Here is a 16,485-nt window from a genome sequence, read left to right as displayed (position 1 = left end):
GCGCCGATCGCGTCCGTCAACACGGAATTGAAAATTCCTTGCCGAGACAGTCCTATAAGTGACCACCTGTAACCGCTGGAGTTCCCGACCACCCCTCTACATTGGCGTTAACCCTGAAGCATGAGACAATGCCCGGCCTTCACTTTTACGCCCAAACCGACAAGACGGAAACATGAGCGCCAAACTGATTAACGGAAAAGAAATTGCTGCACAGGTCCGGCAACAGGTGGCCGCCGGTGTCGAAGCCAGAAAACAGAAGGGCCTGAGAGCGCCCGGGCTGGCCGTGGTACTGGTCGGTCACGATCCGGCATCCCAGGTATACGTTGGCAACAAACGCAAGGCCTGCGAGCAGGCAGGCATCCTGTCGCTGTCCTATGATTTGCCGGAAGATACCTCCCAGGCGGCACTGGAAGCGCTGGTTGACGAGCTGAACGAGAACCCCGCCGTTGACGGCATACTGGTTCAACTTCCCCTGCCCTCGCACCTGGATGCTGATCCGATTCTGGTAAAGATACGGCCCGACAAGGACGTAGACGGCTTTCATCCCTACAACATCGGCCGCCTGATGCAGCGCAAGCCTACCCTGCGGCCCTGCACACCGGCAGGCGTCATCACCCTGCTGGACTCCATTGGCACCCCCTACAAAGGCCAGCACGCAGTTATTGTCGGGGCCTCCAACATTGTCGGTCGCCCCATGAGCATGGAACTGCTGCTAAAGGGAGCCACGACAACGGTATGCCATCGATTTACCGACAATCTCGAGAAATTTGTTGGGGAAGCAGACATCCTGGTGGCCGCAGTGGGCAAACCGGGCATCATCAAGGGCGAGTGGGTCAAACGCGGCGCCACCGTCATTGATGTGGGCATCAACCGGATGGATGATGGCAAACTCTGTGGCGATGTCGATTTTGACGCTGCAGCAGAGCGTGCGGCTTACATCACCCCGGTACCGGGCGGCGTCGGCCCCATGACCATTGCCACCCTGCTGGAAAACACCCTTTACGCCGCCGACGTGCTGCACGCCGACACCTGACGCGCCATCCCACGAACTCTTCGTCAGCGGGGGCAACCCCAATAAAAAACCCCGCCGAAGCGGGGTTTTTTATGGACGGGCGTTTTACTGCCCGTATTTGGCCTTGGCCTTCTGACGGTAAGCGTGCAGCAGCGGCTCAGTGTAACCGGCCGGCTGTTCGCGACCCTTCAGAACCAGATCCACAGCGGCCTGGAAGGCGATGCTGTCATCAAAGTTCGGAGCCATGTTGCGGTATGCCGCATCACCAGCGTTCTGCTTATCAACAACCGCAGCCATGCGCTTCATGGTTTCCATGATCTGCTCTTCAGAGCAGATGCCGTGGTACAACCAGTTGGTCAGCAGCTGCGAAGAAATACGCAGTGTCGCACGGTCTTCCATCAGGCCCACATCGTTGATGTCAGGCACCTTGGAGCAGCCCACACCCTGGTCGATCCAGCGTACAACGTAGCCAAGGATACCCTGGGCGTTGTTGTCCAGTTCCTGCTGAATGTCCTCGGCGCTCAAGGACGACGGATCCTCCATCACCGGCACAGTCAGGATGTCGTCCAGAGACGCGCGCTGACGGTTGGCCAGCTCTTTCTGCACATCAAACACGTTCACCTGGTGGTAGTGAGTGGCATGCAAGGTAGCGGCTGTCGGAGACGGAACCCAGGCGGTGTTGGCACCAGCCTTCGGATGACCGATCTTGGCCTCCAGCATGCCTGCCATCAGATCCGGCATGGCCCACATACCCTTACCAATCTGGGCAACGCCAGACAGACCGGCTTCCAGGCCGATGTCCACGTTCCACTGCTCGTAGGCGTTGATCCAGGCGGCCTGCTTCATCGGCCCCTTACGGATGAAGGGACCCAACTCCATGGATGTATGAATCTCATCACCGGTGCGATCCAGGAAGCCGGTATTGATAAACACGGTGCGCTCTTTGGCCGCGTGGATGCAGGCCTTCAGGTTCACCGTGGTGCGACGCTCTTCGTCCATGATGCCCACTTTCAGGGTGAAGCGCGGCAGACCAAGAGCGTCTTCAACACGACCGAAGAATTCATTGGTGAACGCCACTTCTTCCGGGCCGTGCTGCTTGGGCTTAACAATGTACACAGAACCCTTGGTGCTGTTCTGGAATTTGCCGTCGCCCTTCAGGTCGTGGATGGCGATCAGGGACGTTACCAGGCCGTCCATCAGACCCTCGGGGATTTCGCTACCATCCTTCAGCAGAATGGCCGGGTTAGTCATCAGGTGACCAACGTTACGAACGAACAGCAGGCTGCGGCCCTTGAGGGTCAGCTCGCTGCCATCGGCGCCAGTGTAGGTGCGATCGCCATTCATGCGACGAGTCATCATCTGGCCGCCCTTCTCGAAGGACTCTTCCAGATCGCCCTTCATCAGACCAAGCCAGTTCTTGTAGGCGACAACCTTGTCATCAGCATCTACCGCGGCAACGGAGTCTTCGCAGTCCATGATGGTGGTCAGGGCCGATTCCATCAGAACGTCTTTAACGTGGGCACCGTCATCCTTGCCGATCGGATGGCTGGCATCGATCTGGATTTCGAAATGCATGCCGTTTTTCACCAGCAGAACGCCGGTGGGAGCATCGGCAGCGCCGGTGTAACCCACAAAACCGGCCTCGTCTTTCAGGCCGGTCACGTCACCATTCTGAAGTTTAACCGCCAGCTTGCCGCCATCGATGTAGTATTTTGCGGCGTCTTTATGGCTGCCGGAAGCCAGAGGCGCAGAGCCATCCAGCAGGTTGCGGGCCCACTCAATCACCTTCGCGCCACGAACCGGATTGTAGCCACGACCTTTCTCAGCACCATCTTCCTCAGAAATAGCGTCAGTACCGTACAGGGCATCGTACAGGCTACCCCAGCGGGCGTTAGCCGCGTTCAGGGCGAAACGGGCATTCATGACCGGCACTACCAGCTGCGGGCCAGCCATGGTGGCGATTTCCGGATCCACATTGGAGGTGGAGATTTTGAAATCCGCCGGCTCATCTACCAGATAGCCGATGTCTTTCAGGAACGCCTTATACTCGGCCATGTCCAGTTTCTGGCCCTTGTGCTCGCGGTTCCAGGTATCCATTTTTTCCTGGATTTCGTCACGCTTGAGCAGCAGCTCGCGATTGCGCGGAGCGAGCTCGTTCACGATCTTGTCGAACTCGGCCCAGAACTTGTCAGCGTCAATACCGGTGCCCGGAATCGCTTCGTTATTTACAAAATCGTACAGATTCTTGGCGATCTGGATGCCGCCAACTTGAACGCGTTCTGTCATCGTTGCTTGCCTCAATGGGTTTGTAGTTCCCGACTCCCCTGATGGCGCCTGAAAGCGCGGGGACGTTCTGATTAGAGCGCCGCATTGTACGTGAAATTCCCTACAAGGTCATTCCCACCGGTACAATGCGACATTGCGCGAATCAACTCAGTCCTGGCTCCGGCGCCAGGTGGTTCCTTCTCGGCTGTCATCCAGGATAATGCCCTTCTCCAGCAGATCATCGCGAATGCGATCAGCCTCCGCAAAGTCTTTGGCTTTGCGGGCATCGGCACGGGCCTGAATCATGGCCTCGATGTCCTCGGCGGTCAGCTCACTGCCGGTATCCGCCTGAAAGAAGGCTTCCGGGTTCTGCTGCAGCAGACCGAGCACAGCACCCAGCCGCACCAGAACGGCCGCGCTGCGCTTGGCGGCTTCTTCATCACCTTCCCGGCGGTAATGATTGATGTCATTCGCCACTGCATGCAGCACGGCAATGGCGCCAGCAGTATTGAAATCATCATCCATTACCTCGGCAAAACGACGGTCGTGGTCCGTTTCCGCTACATCCGCTTCTTTCGCCGGCACGATACCCCGCAGGGCATGATAGAGCTTGGTCAAGGTTCGCCCGGCCTCCGCCAGGTTGTCTTCGGAGTAATCCACCTGGCTGCGGTAGTGGCTGGACACCAGGAAATAGCGAACCACTTCCGCCGGGTACTTTTCCAGAATCTCGCGAATGGTAAAAAAGTTGCCCAGCGACTTGGACATCTTTTCCTTGTTCACCCGAATGGCGCCAGCATGCATCCAGGTGTGCACAAAGGTGTGGCCAGTGGCACATTCTGACTGGGCGATTTCGTTTTCATGGTGAGGGAACAGCAGATCCGGCCCGCCACCGTGAATATCGAAGGTATCACCCAGGCACTTGGTGGACATGGCGGAACACTCAATATGCCATCCGGGGCGCCCTTCGCCCCACGGCGACTGCCAGCTCACCTCGCCTGGCTTGGCGGCCTTCCAGAGCGCAAAGTCCGCAGGGCTGCGCTTGGCTTCCTGCACATCCACTCGAGCACCGGCTACCAGATCTTCCAGCTTTTTCTTGCTCAGTTTGCCGTAATCCGGGAAAGACTCCACGGCAAAGTACACGTCGCCATTATCGGCAGCGTAGGCGTGGCCACCGGCGATCAGCTTCTGGATCATGGCAATGATGTCGTCGATAAAGGCAGTCGCCCGAGGCTCATCATTGGGTGACAGCACGCCGAGCTTCGCCTCATCCTCGTGCATGGCCCGGATCATCCGGTCGGTCAGGTCGGTATACACCTCACCGTTTTCATCCGCCCGGCGCAGGATCTTGTCGTCGATATCGGTAATGTTCCGCACGTAGTGTACGTCGTATCCGCGATGCCGCAGGTACCGAGTCACCACGTCAAACGCCACCAGCACCCGGGCATGGCCCAGATGGCAATAGTCGTAGACCGTCATGCCGCACACGTACATACGAACCTTGCCAGGCTCCAGGGTTTTGAACGCTTCCTTTTGCTGTGTCAGCGTATTGTAGATACGCATTACTTGCCTCCCTTACCCCAGGAATCCCGCAGCGTTACGGTACGATTGAACACCGGCTTGCAAGCTTTTTCAGTCAGTTCCTGGTCGCAGAAAAAGTATCCCTCGCGCTCGAACTGGTACGGCAGATCGGTGCGGGGCTGAGCCAGACTTTTCTCAACGCGGGCACCTTTGAGAACGACCAGAGATTCCGGGTTCAGATGATCCAGAAAATCGCCTTCCTTGTCGCTGTCCGGAGACTCGTGGTTGAACAGGCGGTCGTACAGATTGATATCCGCCTCCACGCTGTCGCTGGCCGACACCCAGTGAATCACGCCGTTGGGTTTGTAGCCCTCTGGGTTCACGCCCAGGGTATTCGGGTCGTATTCGCACTTGAGCTCGACAATCTCGCCGCTGTCATCACGCACAACTTCTTTGCAGGTCATCACGTAACCACCGCGCAGCCGCACCGCCTGTTCCGGGGCCAGCCGCTTCCACTTGCGTGGCGGCTCTACCTCGAAATCTTCCCGGTCAATAAACAGGGTCTGACTCCAGGTCACTTCCCGCTCGCCCATATCCGGATTCTGTGGATGCACCGGCAGAGTCAGGGTCTCCGTCTGGTCAGCCGGGTAGTTGGTCAGGGTGACCTTGAGCGGACGCATCACGCACATGGCACGAGGCGCACGGTTATTCAGATCTTCTCGGATAGCGTGCTCCAGCATACCGACATCCACGGTGCCACCGGCCTTGTTCACGCCGATCATGTCGCAGAAGTTGCGAATGGACTCCGGTGTGTAACCACGACGGCGCATGCCGGAAATCGTCGGCATCCGGGGATCGTTCCAGCCGTCCACCACGTTTTCATCCACCAGCCGCTTCAGTTTGCGCTTGCTGGTAATGGTGTAGTTCAGATTCAGCCGGGCAAATTCGATCTGGCGCGGATGACAGGGAATGGTGATGTTATCCAGCACCCAGTCGTACAGTGGCCGGTGATCCTCGAATTCCAGGGTACACAGGGAATGAGTAACGCCTTCCAGGGCATCGGAGATCGGATGGGTAAAGTCGTACATCGGATAGATGCACCACTTGCTGCCGGTCTGGTGATGATCCGCGTAGCGAATCCGGTACAGAATCGGGTCCCGCAGGTTGATATTCGGGGATGCCATATCAATCTTGGCCCGCAATACCAACTCACCGTTCTGGAACTTGCCGTCGCGCATGTCCCGGAACAGCTGCAGGCTTTCCTCTACCGGGCGATCCCGGTATGGGCTGTTCTTGCCGGGCTCTTTCAGCGAACCCCGATATTCGGCCATCTGCTCCGCATTCAGGGCACAGACATAGGCCTTATCTTTCTGAATGAGCTCTTCGGCAAAGGCATAGAGCTGATCAAAGTAATCCGACGCGTAACACACCTCGCCGGCCCACTCGTAGCCCAGCCACTCCACGTCCTGCTTGATAGCGTCGATATACTCCTGGTTTTCCTTTTCCGGGTTGGTGTCGTCAAAGCGCAGGTTGCACACACCGTTAAAGGTTTCGGCAATGCCGAAGTTCAAACAGATCGATTTGGCATGACCAATGTGCAGATAGCCATTAGGCTCCGGGGGGAAGCGGGTGACCACCTTGCCGGTGTGCTCCCCTTTGGCGATGGCGTCTTCAATCAGGCTCTGGATAAAATTGTGGGCTTTCTTCGACTCGGCGCTCATACAATCTCTGTTAACAGGGAATGAATCATGGGAGCTGTCCGGATGCTCCGTTTAAACCGCCTATTATACTCACAAATCCATGCCGGACTCATGCACCGGACGAAACTCTTGAGTACAATAGCCACTTTAAACATTCCGATCCCCAAACACAGGAAACCCTGATGATTCTGCTGCAGACAAACTTCGGTGATATCAAACTGGAACTGGACTACGAGAAAGCCCCGGAAACCGCTAAAAACTTCGAACAATACGTTCGCGACGGTTTCTATGATGGCCTGATTTTTCACCGCGTTATCAGCAACTTCATGATTCAGGGCGGCGGCTTTGAGCCTGGCATGACGCCGCGCAAAACCCGCGAACCTATCCAGAACGAGGCTGACAACGGCCTGAGCAACATGGTCGGCACCATTGCCATGGCCCGCACCATGGACCCCCACTCCGCCACCGCCCAGTTCTTCATCAACGTTGAGAACAACGGTTTTCTGGACCACACCGCCAAGAACGCAGAGGGCTGGGGCTACTGCGTATTCGGCAAGGTGGCCGAGGGCATGGAGACCGTCAACAAGATCCGCGCCGTTCGCACCACCATGCGCGCCGGCCACCAGGACGTCCCGTTTGAGGACGTAGTGATTGAAAAAGCCGAGGTTCTGGAGGACGCGTGACCACGCTGTTTATCTCGGATCTGCACCTGGAAGAATCGCGCCCGGATATTACGGGTGCGTTTCTGACCTTCCTCAGAGACAAAGCCTTGGGCGTTGAGCGTCTATACATTCTTGGCGACTTTTTTGAAGCCTGGATTGGAGATGACGAGCGAACCCCGCTGCAGGAACAGGTAGCGGCGGCCTTGCGGGAGGTGCGGGACACAGGCACCGATATTTACCTGATGCACGGCAACCGGGACTTCCTCATTGGCGAAGATTTCTGCGCGCGCGCCGGCGCCACCCTGCTGGATGATCCGACGGTAGTGGATCTGTATGGCACACCCGCCCTACTGATGCACGGTGACAGCCTCTGCACGGCCGATGTGGAATATCAGAAGTTCCGGGCCAACATGCGTAACCCGCAAACGGTGAAGATGCTTCTCTCCCGCCCACTCAAAGATCGTCAGCTGATGGCACGGCAACTGCGGGAAATCTCCATGGCGAAGAATCAGGGCAAGGCTGAGACCATCATGGATGTGACCCCCGAGGAAGTGGTGAAAGAACTGGAGGCCCATGATGTTCAACTGATGATTCACGGCCATACCCACCGTCCTGCCATTCATGAGCTGGAAGCCAATGGCAAGCCCGCACGCAGGATTGTATTGGGAGACTGGGATAAGAATATCTGGTGGCTGAAAGCTCGCCCGGGGCAGGAACCCGAGCTGCTCAAGAGGCCTTTGTAGCCATCGTGTCGGTGATGGGCTCCCGGTAGGTTTCCAGCCGTTTTAGCCAACCGGGCAGCCAGCGCTCCCGCTCAATCGGATTTTCGGCATTTCGGGCGCGGCGGGTCAACACCTCCCCCGCCGCCACCCGGAACGCATCAAGGGTCGATTGCCCCGGCTCCGGATCCATGGCGAGGAGCACCTGCAACAACCCCCAACCCTCACCTTTGTAGCGCTCGGATTCAGCAAGCCCTTCACCTTTGAAATTGACATAATCCATCAGTGCATAGACGCCACCCGGGGTAGCGCTCAACTCCTCAAGATAACCCTGAACAACTTTCTGATGATGATCGGGAACCTCATCCAGAATAGTGCCCAGCGACTCCTGGGCGCGGCGAAAGATGAATTCTGCCTGCAAACCCTGAGTGCCTGCCAGAAACTCCCGAAGTTCGGCAACGCGGATCGAATCCTGCATCTGCATAAAGGCCGCGCGATCCGGCCAGGGAGCATCCAGAGGATCAAGCCCGCGCAACCAGTCCGGCACCGACGCCTGTCGCTGACTCATGTAGGCAATCAACTGCGGAAAGCTCTCGACAAAACGGCCCTCAACCCCCTCCGGATACCAGATGAAGTGTCCTATACCCAGGGACGGGAAGGCTTCCCCCTCGTTCCAGTGCACCAGGCACTGGAACCGCCCCGCACACTCATTCTGGAAAATCCTCTGGCCGACCCAGTCCAGTTGAGCCGGCTCCAGGGCCTGGGAAATATCCACACCCGAAACCGCCCGCCGGGAGGAACCCGAGGGATCATCAGGCGCACCCTGCTCTTCCCCGGAATCACAGCCGGCCAGCAGCAGAGAGCCTGCCAGCGCCATCGCCAGACAAGAAAGCCTTGAGGTCACAGCTCCTCCATTGACGGCACCACTACGCCGTATCCTTGACCTTATGTTCAGCCAATTCTGCCTTGATGGCCTCAGGGATGGGAACAGACTTTTCATTTTCGTAATCGAAGTGAATCAGTGTCGCGACACCACGGGCGATCTGCTTGCCATCCTGCCAGGCCTCCTGAACCACCTGGAACGAGCTGTTACCAATGTTGCCCACGCCGGTTCTGATCTCAACGGGCATGTGCCAGTAACTCTGGGCCAACAGGTCGATCTCCAGCCGGGCAATGATCAGCGGCCAGGTTTTTACGTCCAGCGACGGGTGGAAAATCCGAAATATCGGAGTACGTCCCTGCTCGAACCAAACCGGCAGGGAGGTATTGCTGATATGACCAAGCGCGTCTGTATCACTGAATCGAGGCTGAATGTCGAGGGTAAACATGGGCATAGTCCTGCTATGAAAGAGCGCAAACTATACACACAAATTTTGTCGCAAAAAAAATCCTGTGGCGTTAACCACAGGATTTTCCGCTAGTACTTTAGTCGCAGTTACTGCTCCACAAAAGCCCGCTCAATCACATAGTGGCCCATGTCGCCACCACGGGCTTCGCGGAAGCCCATGTTATCGAGAATGGCACAGGTGTCCTTCAGCATGCTCGGGCTGCCACAGATCATGAAGCGGTCCTGCTCCACGTCGAAATCCGGCAACCCCAGATCCCGTGTGATCTTGCCGGTTTCCATGGCATCCGTCAGACGACCCTGGTTGCGGAAGGGCTCCCGGGTCACGGTCGGGTAATACACCAGCTTGCCACTGACCATCTCACCAAAGAATTCGTTCTCCGGCAGTTCTTCAATCTCTTGCTGGTACGCCAGCTCGGAGATGTAGCGCACACCGTGGGTGAGAATCACCTTGTCATAGGCTTCGTAAACTTCCGGATCCTTGATGATGCTCATGAACGGTGCCAGCCCGGTGCCGGTGCTGATCAGCCAGAGATTTCGGCCCGGCAGAAGATTGTCCAATACCAGCGTACCCGTTGGCTTGCGGCTGACCAGAATCTCGTCACCCACTTTGATCTGTTGCAGGCGCGAGGTCAGCGGGCCATCAGGAACTTTGATAGAGAAAAACTCCAGCTCTTCTTCATAGTTCGCACTGGCAATACTGTAGGCGCGCATCAACGGTTTGCCATCTGTCTCCAGACCGATCATTACAAAATGACCGTTCTTGAAGCGGAAGCCGGGATCCCGACTGGTCTTGAAGCTGAACAGCGTATCGTTCCAGTGGTGCACACTGGTTACGGTTTCTTTCATCAGGTTGCTCATGGGAGCCCTCGCCTATTAACGTCAGTCCATCAGGAATTGAGAATAGTTTAACCTTTTGCTTGAAATCGACAAAACGGGCTGTTTTCATAAGGCTATTCGATTTTTCCGATAAACAGCTTCCACCGGAAGAGACCCTATGAAATACAGCTTTCGTCAGCTCGAAGTTTTCCTGGCCGCCGCCCATTTCCAGAACATCACCCGGGCTGCCGAATCGCTGGCCATGTCCCAGTCCGCCGCCAGCAGCGCCCTGAAAGAACTGGAGAGCCAGTTCGATATCCAGCTCTTCGACCGCGTGGGCAAACGGCTGCAATTGAACGAACTCGGCCGACTCTACCGGCCCAAGGCAGAGTCCCTGCTGGCGCAGGCCACGGAACTGGAACAGGCGTTCAGTAAACATTCAGAAGTCGGCGCCCTGAAAGTCGGCGCTACCCTGACTATAGGGAACTATCTGGCCGTGGGCGTGATGGCCAAATACATGAATACCCCTACCCGCCCGAAAGTTTCACTGGAGGTGGCCAACACCAGCTCCATAGCCCGCCGGGTCCGGGACTTCGAACTGGATATCGGTCTGATTGAAGGCGAGCTACAGTCCCCGGAGCTGGAGGTAATTCCCTGGCGGGAAGACGAACTGACGGTATTCTGCTCTCCGTCACACCCCCTGGCCCGAAAACAGGCTCTGACCGACGAGGACCTTCGTCAGGCGGTCTGGATTATGAGGGAACCGGGATCTGGCACGCGGCAGAGCTTCGAACGGGGGATGCACGGCCTGTTGCCAGACCTCAACATCCTGCTGGAACTGGAACATACCGAGGCCATCAAACGGGCCGTCGAGGCGGATCTGGGCATCGGATGCCTGTCCAAAGTAGTTCTGGCCGACGCTTTCAAACGCGGTAGCCTGGTCCCCCTGAGCGTCCCCGACTATCGGAAATTCGACCGTCAGTTCTACTTCATTCTGCACAAACAGAAATACCGCAGCGCCGGAATCGCCCGCTGGATGTCACTTTGCCAGGAGCTTCAACCTGCCAGAACCGGGCCGCTGTGAAAGCGGAACTCGGAATCCGGAGATTCAATCAGCTTTTGCTCGATGGCCAGGAACTGCACAACGCGTTCATCCACCGGGCCACCATTGGCCTGCTCGGCCAGCGTCAGGTAATCCTGGTAATGACGTGCCTCGGATTTAAGCAGGCTGTTGTAGAACTCAGCCAGCTTTTCATCCAGCGAGGGAGCCAGGGCAGCAAAACGCTCACAGGATCTGGCCTCAATAATGGCGCCGACGATCAAGACATCGACCAGCCGCCCGGGATCCTCTGTTCGTACCGCTTCCCGCAGGCCGGCGGCATACCGTGCCGGTGACAGATGGGCATAGGTAACCCCCCGCTTTTTCATGATCGCCAGTACCTGCTCGAAGTGCCTCAGTTCCTCTCGGGCCAGACGCGACATCTTGTTGAGCAACTCGGTGTTGTCCACGTAACGGTACATCAGACTCAGCGCCGTGGACGCGGCCTTTTTTTCACAGTGCGCATGGTCGATCAGCAGCAGGTCCTGGTTTGCCAGGGCGCTGTCAATCCAGGTTTGCGGGGTACGGCACGGTAGGAAATCGTGAATTTCTTGCAGGGCGTCGTTCATATCGCGGTTCAGGCTGAAAATTCGGGAGGCCGGAGTATAGCGCACTTAACAGATTCCTCCGACCTCTGTCCAACTTAACTTTATAAGGGGTTTCCTATAGAATGCAGCGCCAGATCAAGGAGTCTCTGAATAAATCCTGAAACCCCATCAGTGATTTGAGGCGTTATTCAGAGGCTCCTGCGGCCTTTTCGCCAAAAAACTCCCGCCGGGCACCACGCCCACAGCGCGGAACATTCCAACTGATGAGGGTCCATATCGTGTTAGAAGCCTATCGTGAACACGTTGCCGAACGTGAAGCCCTGGGTATTCCCCCCAAGCCCCTGAACGCCGAGCAGACCGCCGCCCTGGTTGACCTGCTGAAGAACCCGCCGGCCGGTGAAGAAGAAACCCTGGTTTACCTGCTGGAAAACCGCATTCCGCCGGGCGTAGACGAAGCTGCCTACGTTAAGGCTGCATTCCTGTCTGCCATCGCCAAGGGCGAAGCCTCTTCCCCGCTGGTCAGCAAAGAATACGCTGTGAAACTGCTGGGCATGATGCAGGGCGGTTACAACATCGAGACCCTGGTTGAGCTGCTGGACAACAGCGAGTTGGCCGAACTGGCCGGTGAGCAGCTGAAGAAAACCCTGCTGATGTTCGACGCCTTCAACGATGTGAAGGAAAAGATGGACGCCGGCAACGCCGTTGCCAAGTCTGTGGTTGAGTCCTGGGCCAACGCCGAGTGGTTCACCAACAAGAAGAAGGTTCCCGAGAGCACCAAAATGGTGGTGTTCAAGGTGACCGGCGAAACCAACACCGACGACCTGTCTCCGGCCCCGGATGCCTGGTCCCGCCCGGACATCCCGCTGCACGCCCGCGCTGCCTATAAAATGGAACGTGACGGCCTGAAGCCGGAAGAGCCCGGCGTAACTGGCCCGATGAGCCAGATCGACGAAATCAAATCCAAGGGCCTGCCCGTTGCCTTCGTTGGTGACGTAGTGGGTACCGGTTCTTCCCGTAAGTCTGCCACCAACTCTGTTCTGTGGTTCTTCGGTGAAGACATCCCGGGCGTGCCGAACAAGCGCGCTGGCGGTGTCTGTATCGGTAACAAGGTTGCCCCGATCTTCTTCAACACCATGGAAGATGCCGGTGCTCTGGTATTCGAGGCCCCGGTTGACGACATGAACATGGGCGACGTCATCGAAATCCGCCCGTACGAAGGCAAGATCCTGAACGAAGCCGGTGAAACCATCTCCGAGTTCAAGTTCAAATCTGATGTGATCCTGGACGAAGTTCAGGCCGGCGGCCGTATTCCGCTGATCATCGGCCGTGGTCTGACCAACAAGGCCCGCCAGGCTCTGGGCATGGGCGCTACTGACATCTTCCGTCTGCCGAAAGATCCTGAAGCTGGCGACAAGGGTTTCACCCTGGCCCAGAAGATGGTTGGCAAGGCATGCGGTCTGCCGGAAGGCAAAGGCGTTCGCCCGAACACCTACTGTGAGCCGCACATGACGACCGTAGGCTCCCAGGACACCACTGGCCCGATGACCCGTGACGAGCTGAAAGACCTGGCGTGTCTGGGCTTCCAGGCAGACCTGGTGATGCAGTCCTTCTGTCACACCGCCGCTTATCCGAAGCCGGTTGACGTTGAAATGCAGCACACCCTGCCGGACTTCATCCGCACCCGTGGCGGTGTTTCCCTGCGTCCGGGCGACGGCATCATCCACTCCTGGCTGAACCGCATGCTGCTGCCGGACACTGTGGGCACTGGTGGTGACTCCCACACCCGTTTCCCGATGGGCATCTCCTTCCCGGCCGGTTCTGGCCTGGTGGCCTTTGCCGCTGCTACCGGCGTTATGCCGCTGGATATGCCGGAATCCGTTCTGGTTCGCTTCAAAGGCGAAATGCAGCCTGGCATCACCCTGCGTGACCTGGTACACGCCATCCCGCTGTACGGCATCAAGCAGGGCATGCTGACTGTTGAGAAGAAAGGCAAGATCAACGAATTCTCCGGCCGTATTCTGGAGATCGAAGGTCTGGAGCACCTGACTGTCGAGCAGGCGTTCGAACTGTCTGACGCCTCTGCCGAGCGTTCCGCTGCCGGTTGTACCATCAACCTGTCGGAAGACTCCGTGGCTGAGTACCTGCGCTCGAACATCGTAATGCTGCGCTGGATGATTGCTGAAGGTTACGGCGATCCGCGTACCCTGGAGCGTCGCGCCCAGCAGATGGAAGAGTGGCTGAAAGATCCGAAGCTGATGCGTGCTGATAAAGACGCGGAATACGCCCACGTGATCGAAATCGATCTGGCTGACATCAAAGAGCCGATCGTGTGCTGCCCGAACGACCCTGACGATGCCAAGTTCCTGTCCGAAGTGGCTGGTGACAAGGTAGACGAAGTGTTCATCGGTTCCTGCATGACCAACATTGGTCACTTCCGTGCCGCTGGCAAGCTGCTGGAGCAACACAAGGGCGCCCTGAGCACCCGTCTGTGGATGTCTCCGCCCACCAAGATGGACCAGCAGCAGCTGATGGAAGAAGGCTACTTCAACACCTACGGCACCGCCGGTGTTCGCACCGAGATGCCGGGCTGCTCCCTGTGCATGGGTAACCAGGCACGTGTAGCACCGAAGTCAACGGTCCTGTCTACCTCTACCCGTAACTTCCCGAACCGCCTGGGTGATGGTGCCAACGTGTACCTGACCTCCGCGGAACTGGCTGCTGTGGGCGCGGTACTGGGCAAACTCCCGACTCCGGCGGAGTACATGGAGTACGCCAAGGACCTGAACAGCATGTCCAAAGAGATCTACAAGTATCTCAACTTCGACCAGATGGAAGAGTACACCCAGAAAGCATCTGAGGCTTCCGTAGCCTGAGATCTTCTGAGGTAACCTACCTCTGATCTGAAAACGCCAGCCTTCGGGCTGGCGTTTTTTTGGTCCTGACACACAGGCCCGGCCACCCCCATGACCGGCGACACTCCATTGTTCAAGGACAAAAAAAGGGCTCCCGAAGGAGCCCCTTATTCAGTGCACGTGAATCATCACCGTTCGATGTGCTGGTACTCACCGGCATCGGAAGTGGCCAGAGTTACCACAACGATAGCGATAAACGCAGCAACGAAGCCCGGGATAATCTCATACACACCCGGGCCACCCATGAACTCACCATTCCAGCCCAGAGAGATCCAGATCATCACGGTGGCTGCACCCACAATCAGGCCAGCCAGTGCGCCTGCACCGTTGGTACGCGGCCAGGTCAGAGCCAGAATGATCAGCGGACCAAAGGCAGCACCGAAGCCCGCCCAGGCGTTACTGACCAGCCCCAGAACCTGGGAATCCGGATCAGACGCGATAAAGGCTGCCACCAGGCCAACCGCCACAACACAGGCCCGGCCAACATTGACACACTCTTTATCCGTGGCTTCCTTGCGCAGGAACAGACGGTAGAAGTCTTCGGTCAGCGAGGCGGAGGAAACCAGCAACTGACTGGAGATGGTACTCATGACTGCCGCCAGCAGAGCGGCGTACAGGAAACCGGTAATCAGCGGGTGGAACAACAGATCTGACAGAACAATGAAAATGGTTTCCGGATCAGCAACGTCCAGGCCATTACGTACAGCGTAGGCACGGCCAAACACACCCAGCGCGATCGCGCCAATCAGGGAGATGCCCATCCAGGACATACCGATATTACGGGCAGTCCCTACCTCACCCACGGTACGGATAGCCATGAAACGTACGATGATGTGCGGCTGGCCGAAATAGCCGAGCCCCCAGGTAACCGCCGACAACCAGCCAATCACCGTGAGCCCTTCCGTCCACGACAGGAGCGTTGGATCCACACTGTTCAAGGTCTCGGAAGCCTGGGCGAAACCACCACCGCCTTCGCCGAACAGCACTACTGCAGGCATGATGACCAGAGCGAGCATCATGATGCAGCCCTGCACGAAGTCCGTCATGCTCACCGCGAGGAAGCCGCCAACAACGGTGTACGCCAGCACCACACCCAGGGTGATCACAATACCGGCGGCGTAGTCGCTCATGCCACCGAAGTTAAAGATACCAGCGAAGGCGCTTTCAAACAGCTTGCCGCCGGCAACCAGGCCAGAGGCGGTATAAACCGCGAAGAACAGCACGATAACGATGGCGGATACTGTGCGCAGCGGCAGAGCCTTGGTTGGGAAACGGTTGGCCAGAAACGCCGGGATGGTGAGTGCATTGCCATAATGCACGGTCTGCTCCCGCAGCCGGGGTGCAACCACAACCCAGTTGATGAAAGCACCAACAAACAGACCGATACCAATCCAGGCCGAGGCCAGACCGGTAACATAGAGGGCGCCGGGCAAACCCAGCAGCAACCACCCACTCATATCTGATGCGCCGGCTGACAACGCCGCAACTTTAGGACTGAGGGCACGGCCCCCCAGCATGTAATCCTCAGCAGTGGCTGATGATGTGCGCATGGCCCAGAGGCCAATTACGATCATCAGGGCGAAATACGCAAATAGACTGATCCAAACTCCAATAGCCATATGGCTCCTCCGGTTTTATGAGTCGGATAAGATCCGCTCGATTGGCACAACACCAGATCAAAGATCGGCACTGTGTGCCGTTTTTTTGTATGTCTCGGATTCGTCAGACCTGTAGCAAGAATCAACTTGCCGGGATTCCTCATTGAATATAGCTGATCGCCAGATCTTTGCGACCAGCCAGCTCAGCTCCGGAGCCTCGGTCCTCGGGCGATATAAATTAGTATTACTACGGATTCGAGGCTTACAAAATCCTACGATTATTTTGCA

13 protein-coding genes are annotated in these 16,485 nt (G+C 57.3%); 5 read left to right on the top strand and 8 right to left on the bottom strand.

Annotated elements, in window-relative coordinates:
- Positions 1-172 precede the first annotated feature (172 nt).
- Positions 173-1,033, top strand: a complete 861-nt coding sequence (folD, locus tag ARC85_RS03480) for a bifunctional methylenetetrahydrofolate dehydrogenase/methenyltetrahydrofolate cyclohydrolase FolD (protein ID WP_121206792.1) — start codon at positions 173-175, stop codon at positions 1,031-1,033.
- An 84-nt stretch (positions 1,034-1,117) separates the two neighbouring features.
- Here the strand turns inward: folD and ARC85_RS03475 are convergent, their stop codons facing one another.
- The 3 genes from ARC85_RS03475 to ARC85_RS03465 all read right to left on the bottom strand — a co-directional run bounded on the left by ARC85_RS03475 (position 1,118) and on the right by ARC85_RS03465 (position 6,516).
- The gene (locus ARC85_RS03475) at positions 1,118-3,298 is read right to left on the bottom strand and encodes a malate synthase G (protein ID WP_286714296.1); all 2,181 of its coding nucleotides are present in this window, start codon (positions 3,296-3,298) and stop codon (positions 1,118-1,120) included.
- A 147-nt stretch (positions 3,299-3,445) separates the two neighbouring features.
- Positions 3,446-4,837 (bottom strand): cysteine--tRNA ligase, encoded by a 1,392-nt coding sequence (gene cysS, locus ARC85_RS03470; RefSeq protein ID WP_121206794.1) that lies wholly within the window; start codon positions 4,835-4,837, stop codon positions 3,446-3,448.
- On the bottom strand, positions 4,837-6,516 hold the full coding sequence (locus tag ARC85_RS03465; RefSeq protein ID WP_286714295.1) for a glutamine--tRNA ligase/YqeY domain fusion protein: 1,680 nt from the start codon (positions 6,514-6,516) through the stop codon (positions 4,837-4,839). The genes cysS and ARC85_RS03465 overlap by 1 nt, the downstream gene beginning before the upstream one ends.
- 161 nt (positions 6,517-6,677) lie before the next feature.
- Between ARC85_RS03465 and ARC85_RS03460 the strand changes: the two genes are divergently transcribed.
- Entirely contained in the window at positions 6,678-7,178 is a 501-nt protein-coding gene (locus ARC85_RS03460; RefSeq protein WP_121206796.1) for a peptidylprolyl isomerase, read from the top strand.
- Positions 7,175-7,900, top strand: a complete 726-nt coding sequence (gene lpxH, locus ARC85_RS03455; protein WP_286714294.1) for a UDP-2,3-diacylglucosamine diphosphatase — start codon at positions 7,175-7,177, stop codon at positions 7,898-7,900. Before ARC85_RS03460 ends, lpxH begins: the two co-directional genes overlap by 4 nt.
- On the opposite strand, the gene ARC85_RS03450 is transcribed toward lpxH, so the two are convergent.
- From ARC85_RS03450 to ARC85_RS03440, 3 genes are all read right to left on the bottom strand, one after another.
- The gene (locus tag ARC85_RS03450; protein WP_502688008.1) at positions 7,884-8,753 is read right to left on the bottom strand and encodes a hypothetical protein; all 870 of its coding nucleotides are present in this window, start codon (positions 8,751-8,753) and stop codon (positions 7,884-7,886) included. The genes lpxH and ARC85_RS03450 overlap by 17 nt on opposite strands.
- Before the next feature lie 49 nt (positions 8,754-8,802).
- Positions 8,803-9,204: an acyl-CoA thioesterase gene (locus ARC85_RS03445; RefSeq protein WP_273029905.1), complete on the bottom strand. Its 402-nt coding sequence runs from the start codon at positions 9,202-9,204 to the stop codon at positions 8,803-8,805.
- Between the two features lie 107 nt (positions 9,205-9,311).
- Positions 9,312-10,082 carry a ferredoxin--NADP reductase gene (locus ARC85_RS03440; protein ID WP_011785332.1) on the bottom strand — a complete coding sequence of 257 codons (771 nt, stop codon included), beginning with the start codon at positions 10,080-10,082 and terminating at the stop codon, positions 9,312-9,314.
- Between the two features lie 136 nt (positions 10,083-10,218).
- Here ARC85_RS03440 and ARC85_RS03435 point away from each other — a divergent pair, with 136 nt between their 5' ends.
- Positions 10,219-11,124, top strand: coding sequence for a LysR family transcriptional regulator (locus tag ARC85_RS03435; protein ID WP_014421143.1), 906 nt, complete (start codon positions 10,219-10,221; stop codon positions 11,122-11,124).
- Here ARC85_RS03435 and ARC85_RS03430 read toward each other — a convergent pair.
- The gene (locus tag ARC85_RS03430; protein ID WP_114435015.1) at positions 11,097-11,708 is read right to left on the bottom strand and encodes a MiaE family protein; all 612 of its coding nucleotides are present in this window, start codon (positions 11,706-11,708) and stop codon (positions 11,097-11,099) included. The genes ARC85_RS03435 and ARC85_RS03430 overlap by 28 nt on opposite strands.
- 257 nt (positions 11,709-11,965) lie before the next feature.
- Here ARC85_RS03430 and ARC85_RS03425 point away from each other — a divergent pair, with 257 nt between their 5' ends.
- A complete protein-coding gene (locus ARC85_RS03425) occupies positions 11,966-14,560 on the top strand; it encodes a bifunctional aconitate hydratase 2/2-methylisocitrate dehydratase (protein WP_153740319.1) in 2,595 nt (864 codons plus the stop codon).
- A 167-nt stretch (positions 14,561-14,727) separates the two neighbouring features.
- On the opposite strand, the gene putP is transcribed toward ARC85_RS03425, so the two are convergent.
- Entirely contained in the window at positions 14,728-16,218 is a 1,491-nt protein-coding gene (putP, locus tag ARC85_RS03420) for a sodium/proline symporter PutP (protein WP_153740320.1), read from the bottom strand.
- Positions 16,219-16,485 lie beyond the last annotated feature (267 nt).

The organism is Marinobacter sp. tcs-11 (assembly GCF_002049515.1).
Taxonomy (GTDB): domain Bacteria; phylum Pseudomonadota; class Gammaproteobacteria; order Pseudomonadales; family Oleiphilaceae; genus Marinobacter; species Marinobacter nauticus.
Note: the sequence above shows the minus strand (reverse complement) of the source record. Positions and strands in the feature narration are given on the sequence as shown.

Coding starts and splice junctions, on each gene's coding strand:
- ARC85_RS03445 (WP_273029905.1), bottom strand. CDS start 9,204: ATGTTTACCCTCGACATTCAGCCTCGATTCAGTGATACAGACGCGCTT.
- folD (WP_121206792.1), top strand. CDS start 173: ATGAGCGCCAAACTGATTAACGGAAAAGAAATTGCTGCACAGGTCCGG.
- ARC85_RS03435 (WP_014421143.1), top strand. CDS start 10,219: ATGAAATACAGCTTTCGTCAGCTCGAAGTTTTCCTGGCCGCCGCCCAT.
- ARC85_RS03430 (WP_114435015.1), bottom strand. CDS start 11,708: ATGAACGACGCCCTGCAAGAAATTCACGATTTCCTACCGTGCCGTACC.
- putP (WP_153740320.1), bottom strand. CDS start 16,218: ATGGCTATTGGAGTTTGGATCAGTCTATTTGCGTATTTCGCCCTGATG.
- ARC85_RS03465 (WP_286714295.1), bottom strand. CDS start 6,516: ATGAGCGCCGAGTCGAAGAAAGCCCACAATTTTATCCAGAGCCTGATT.
- ARC85_RS03475 (WP_286714296.1), bottom strand. CDS start 3,298: ATGACAGAACGCGTTCAAGTTGGCGGCATCCAGATCGCCAAGAATCTG.
- cysS (WP_121206794.1), bottom strand. CDS start 4,837: ATGCGTATCTACAATACGCTGACACAGCAAAAGGAAGCGTTCAAAACC.
- ARC85_RS03440 (WP_011785332.1), bottom strand. CDS start 10,082: ATGAGCAACCTGATGAAAGAAACCGTAACCAGTGTGCACCACTGGAAC.
- ARC85_RS03450 (WP_502688008.1), bottom strand. CDS start 8,753: ATGGCGCTGGCAGGCTCTCTGCTGCTGGCCGGCTGTGATTCCGGGGAA.
- ARC85_RS03460 (WP_121206796.1), top strand. CDS start 6,678: ATGATTCTGCTGCAGACAAACTTCGGTGATATCAAACTGGAACTGGAC.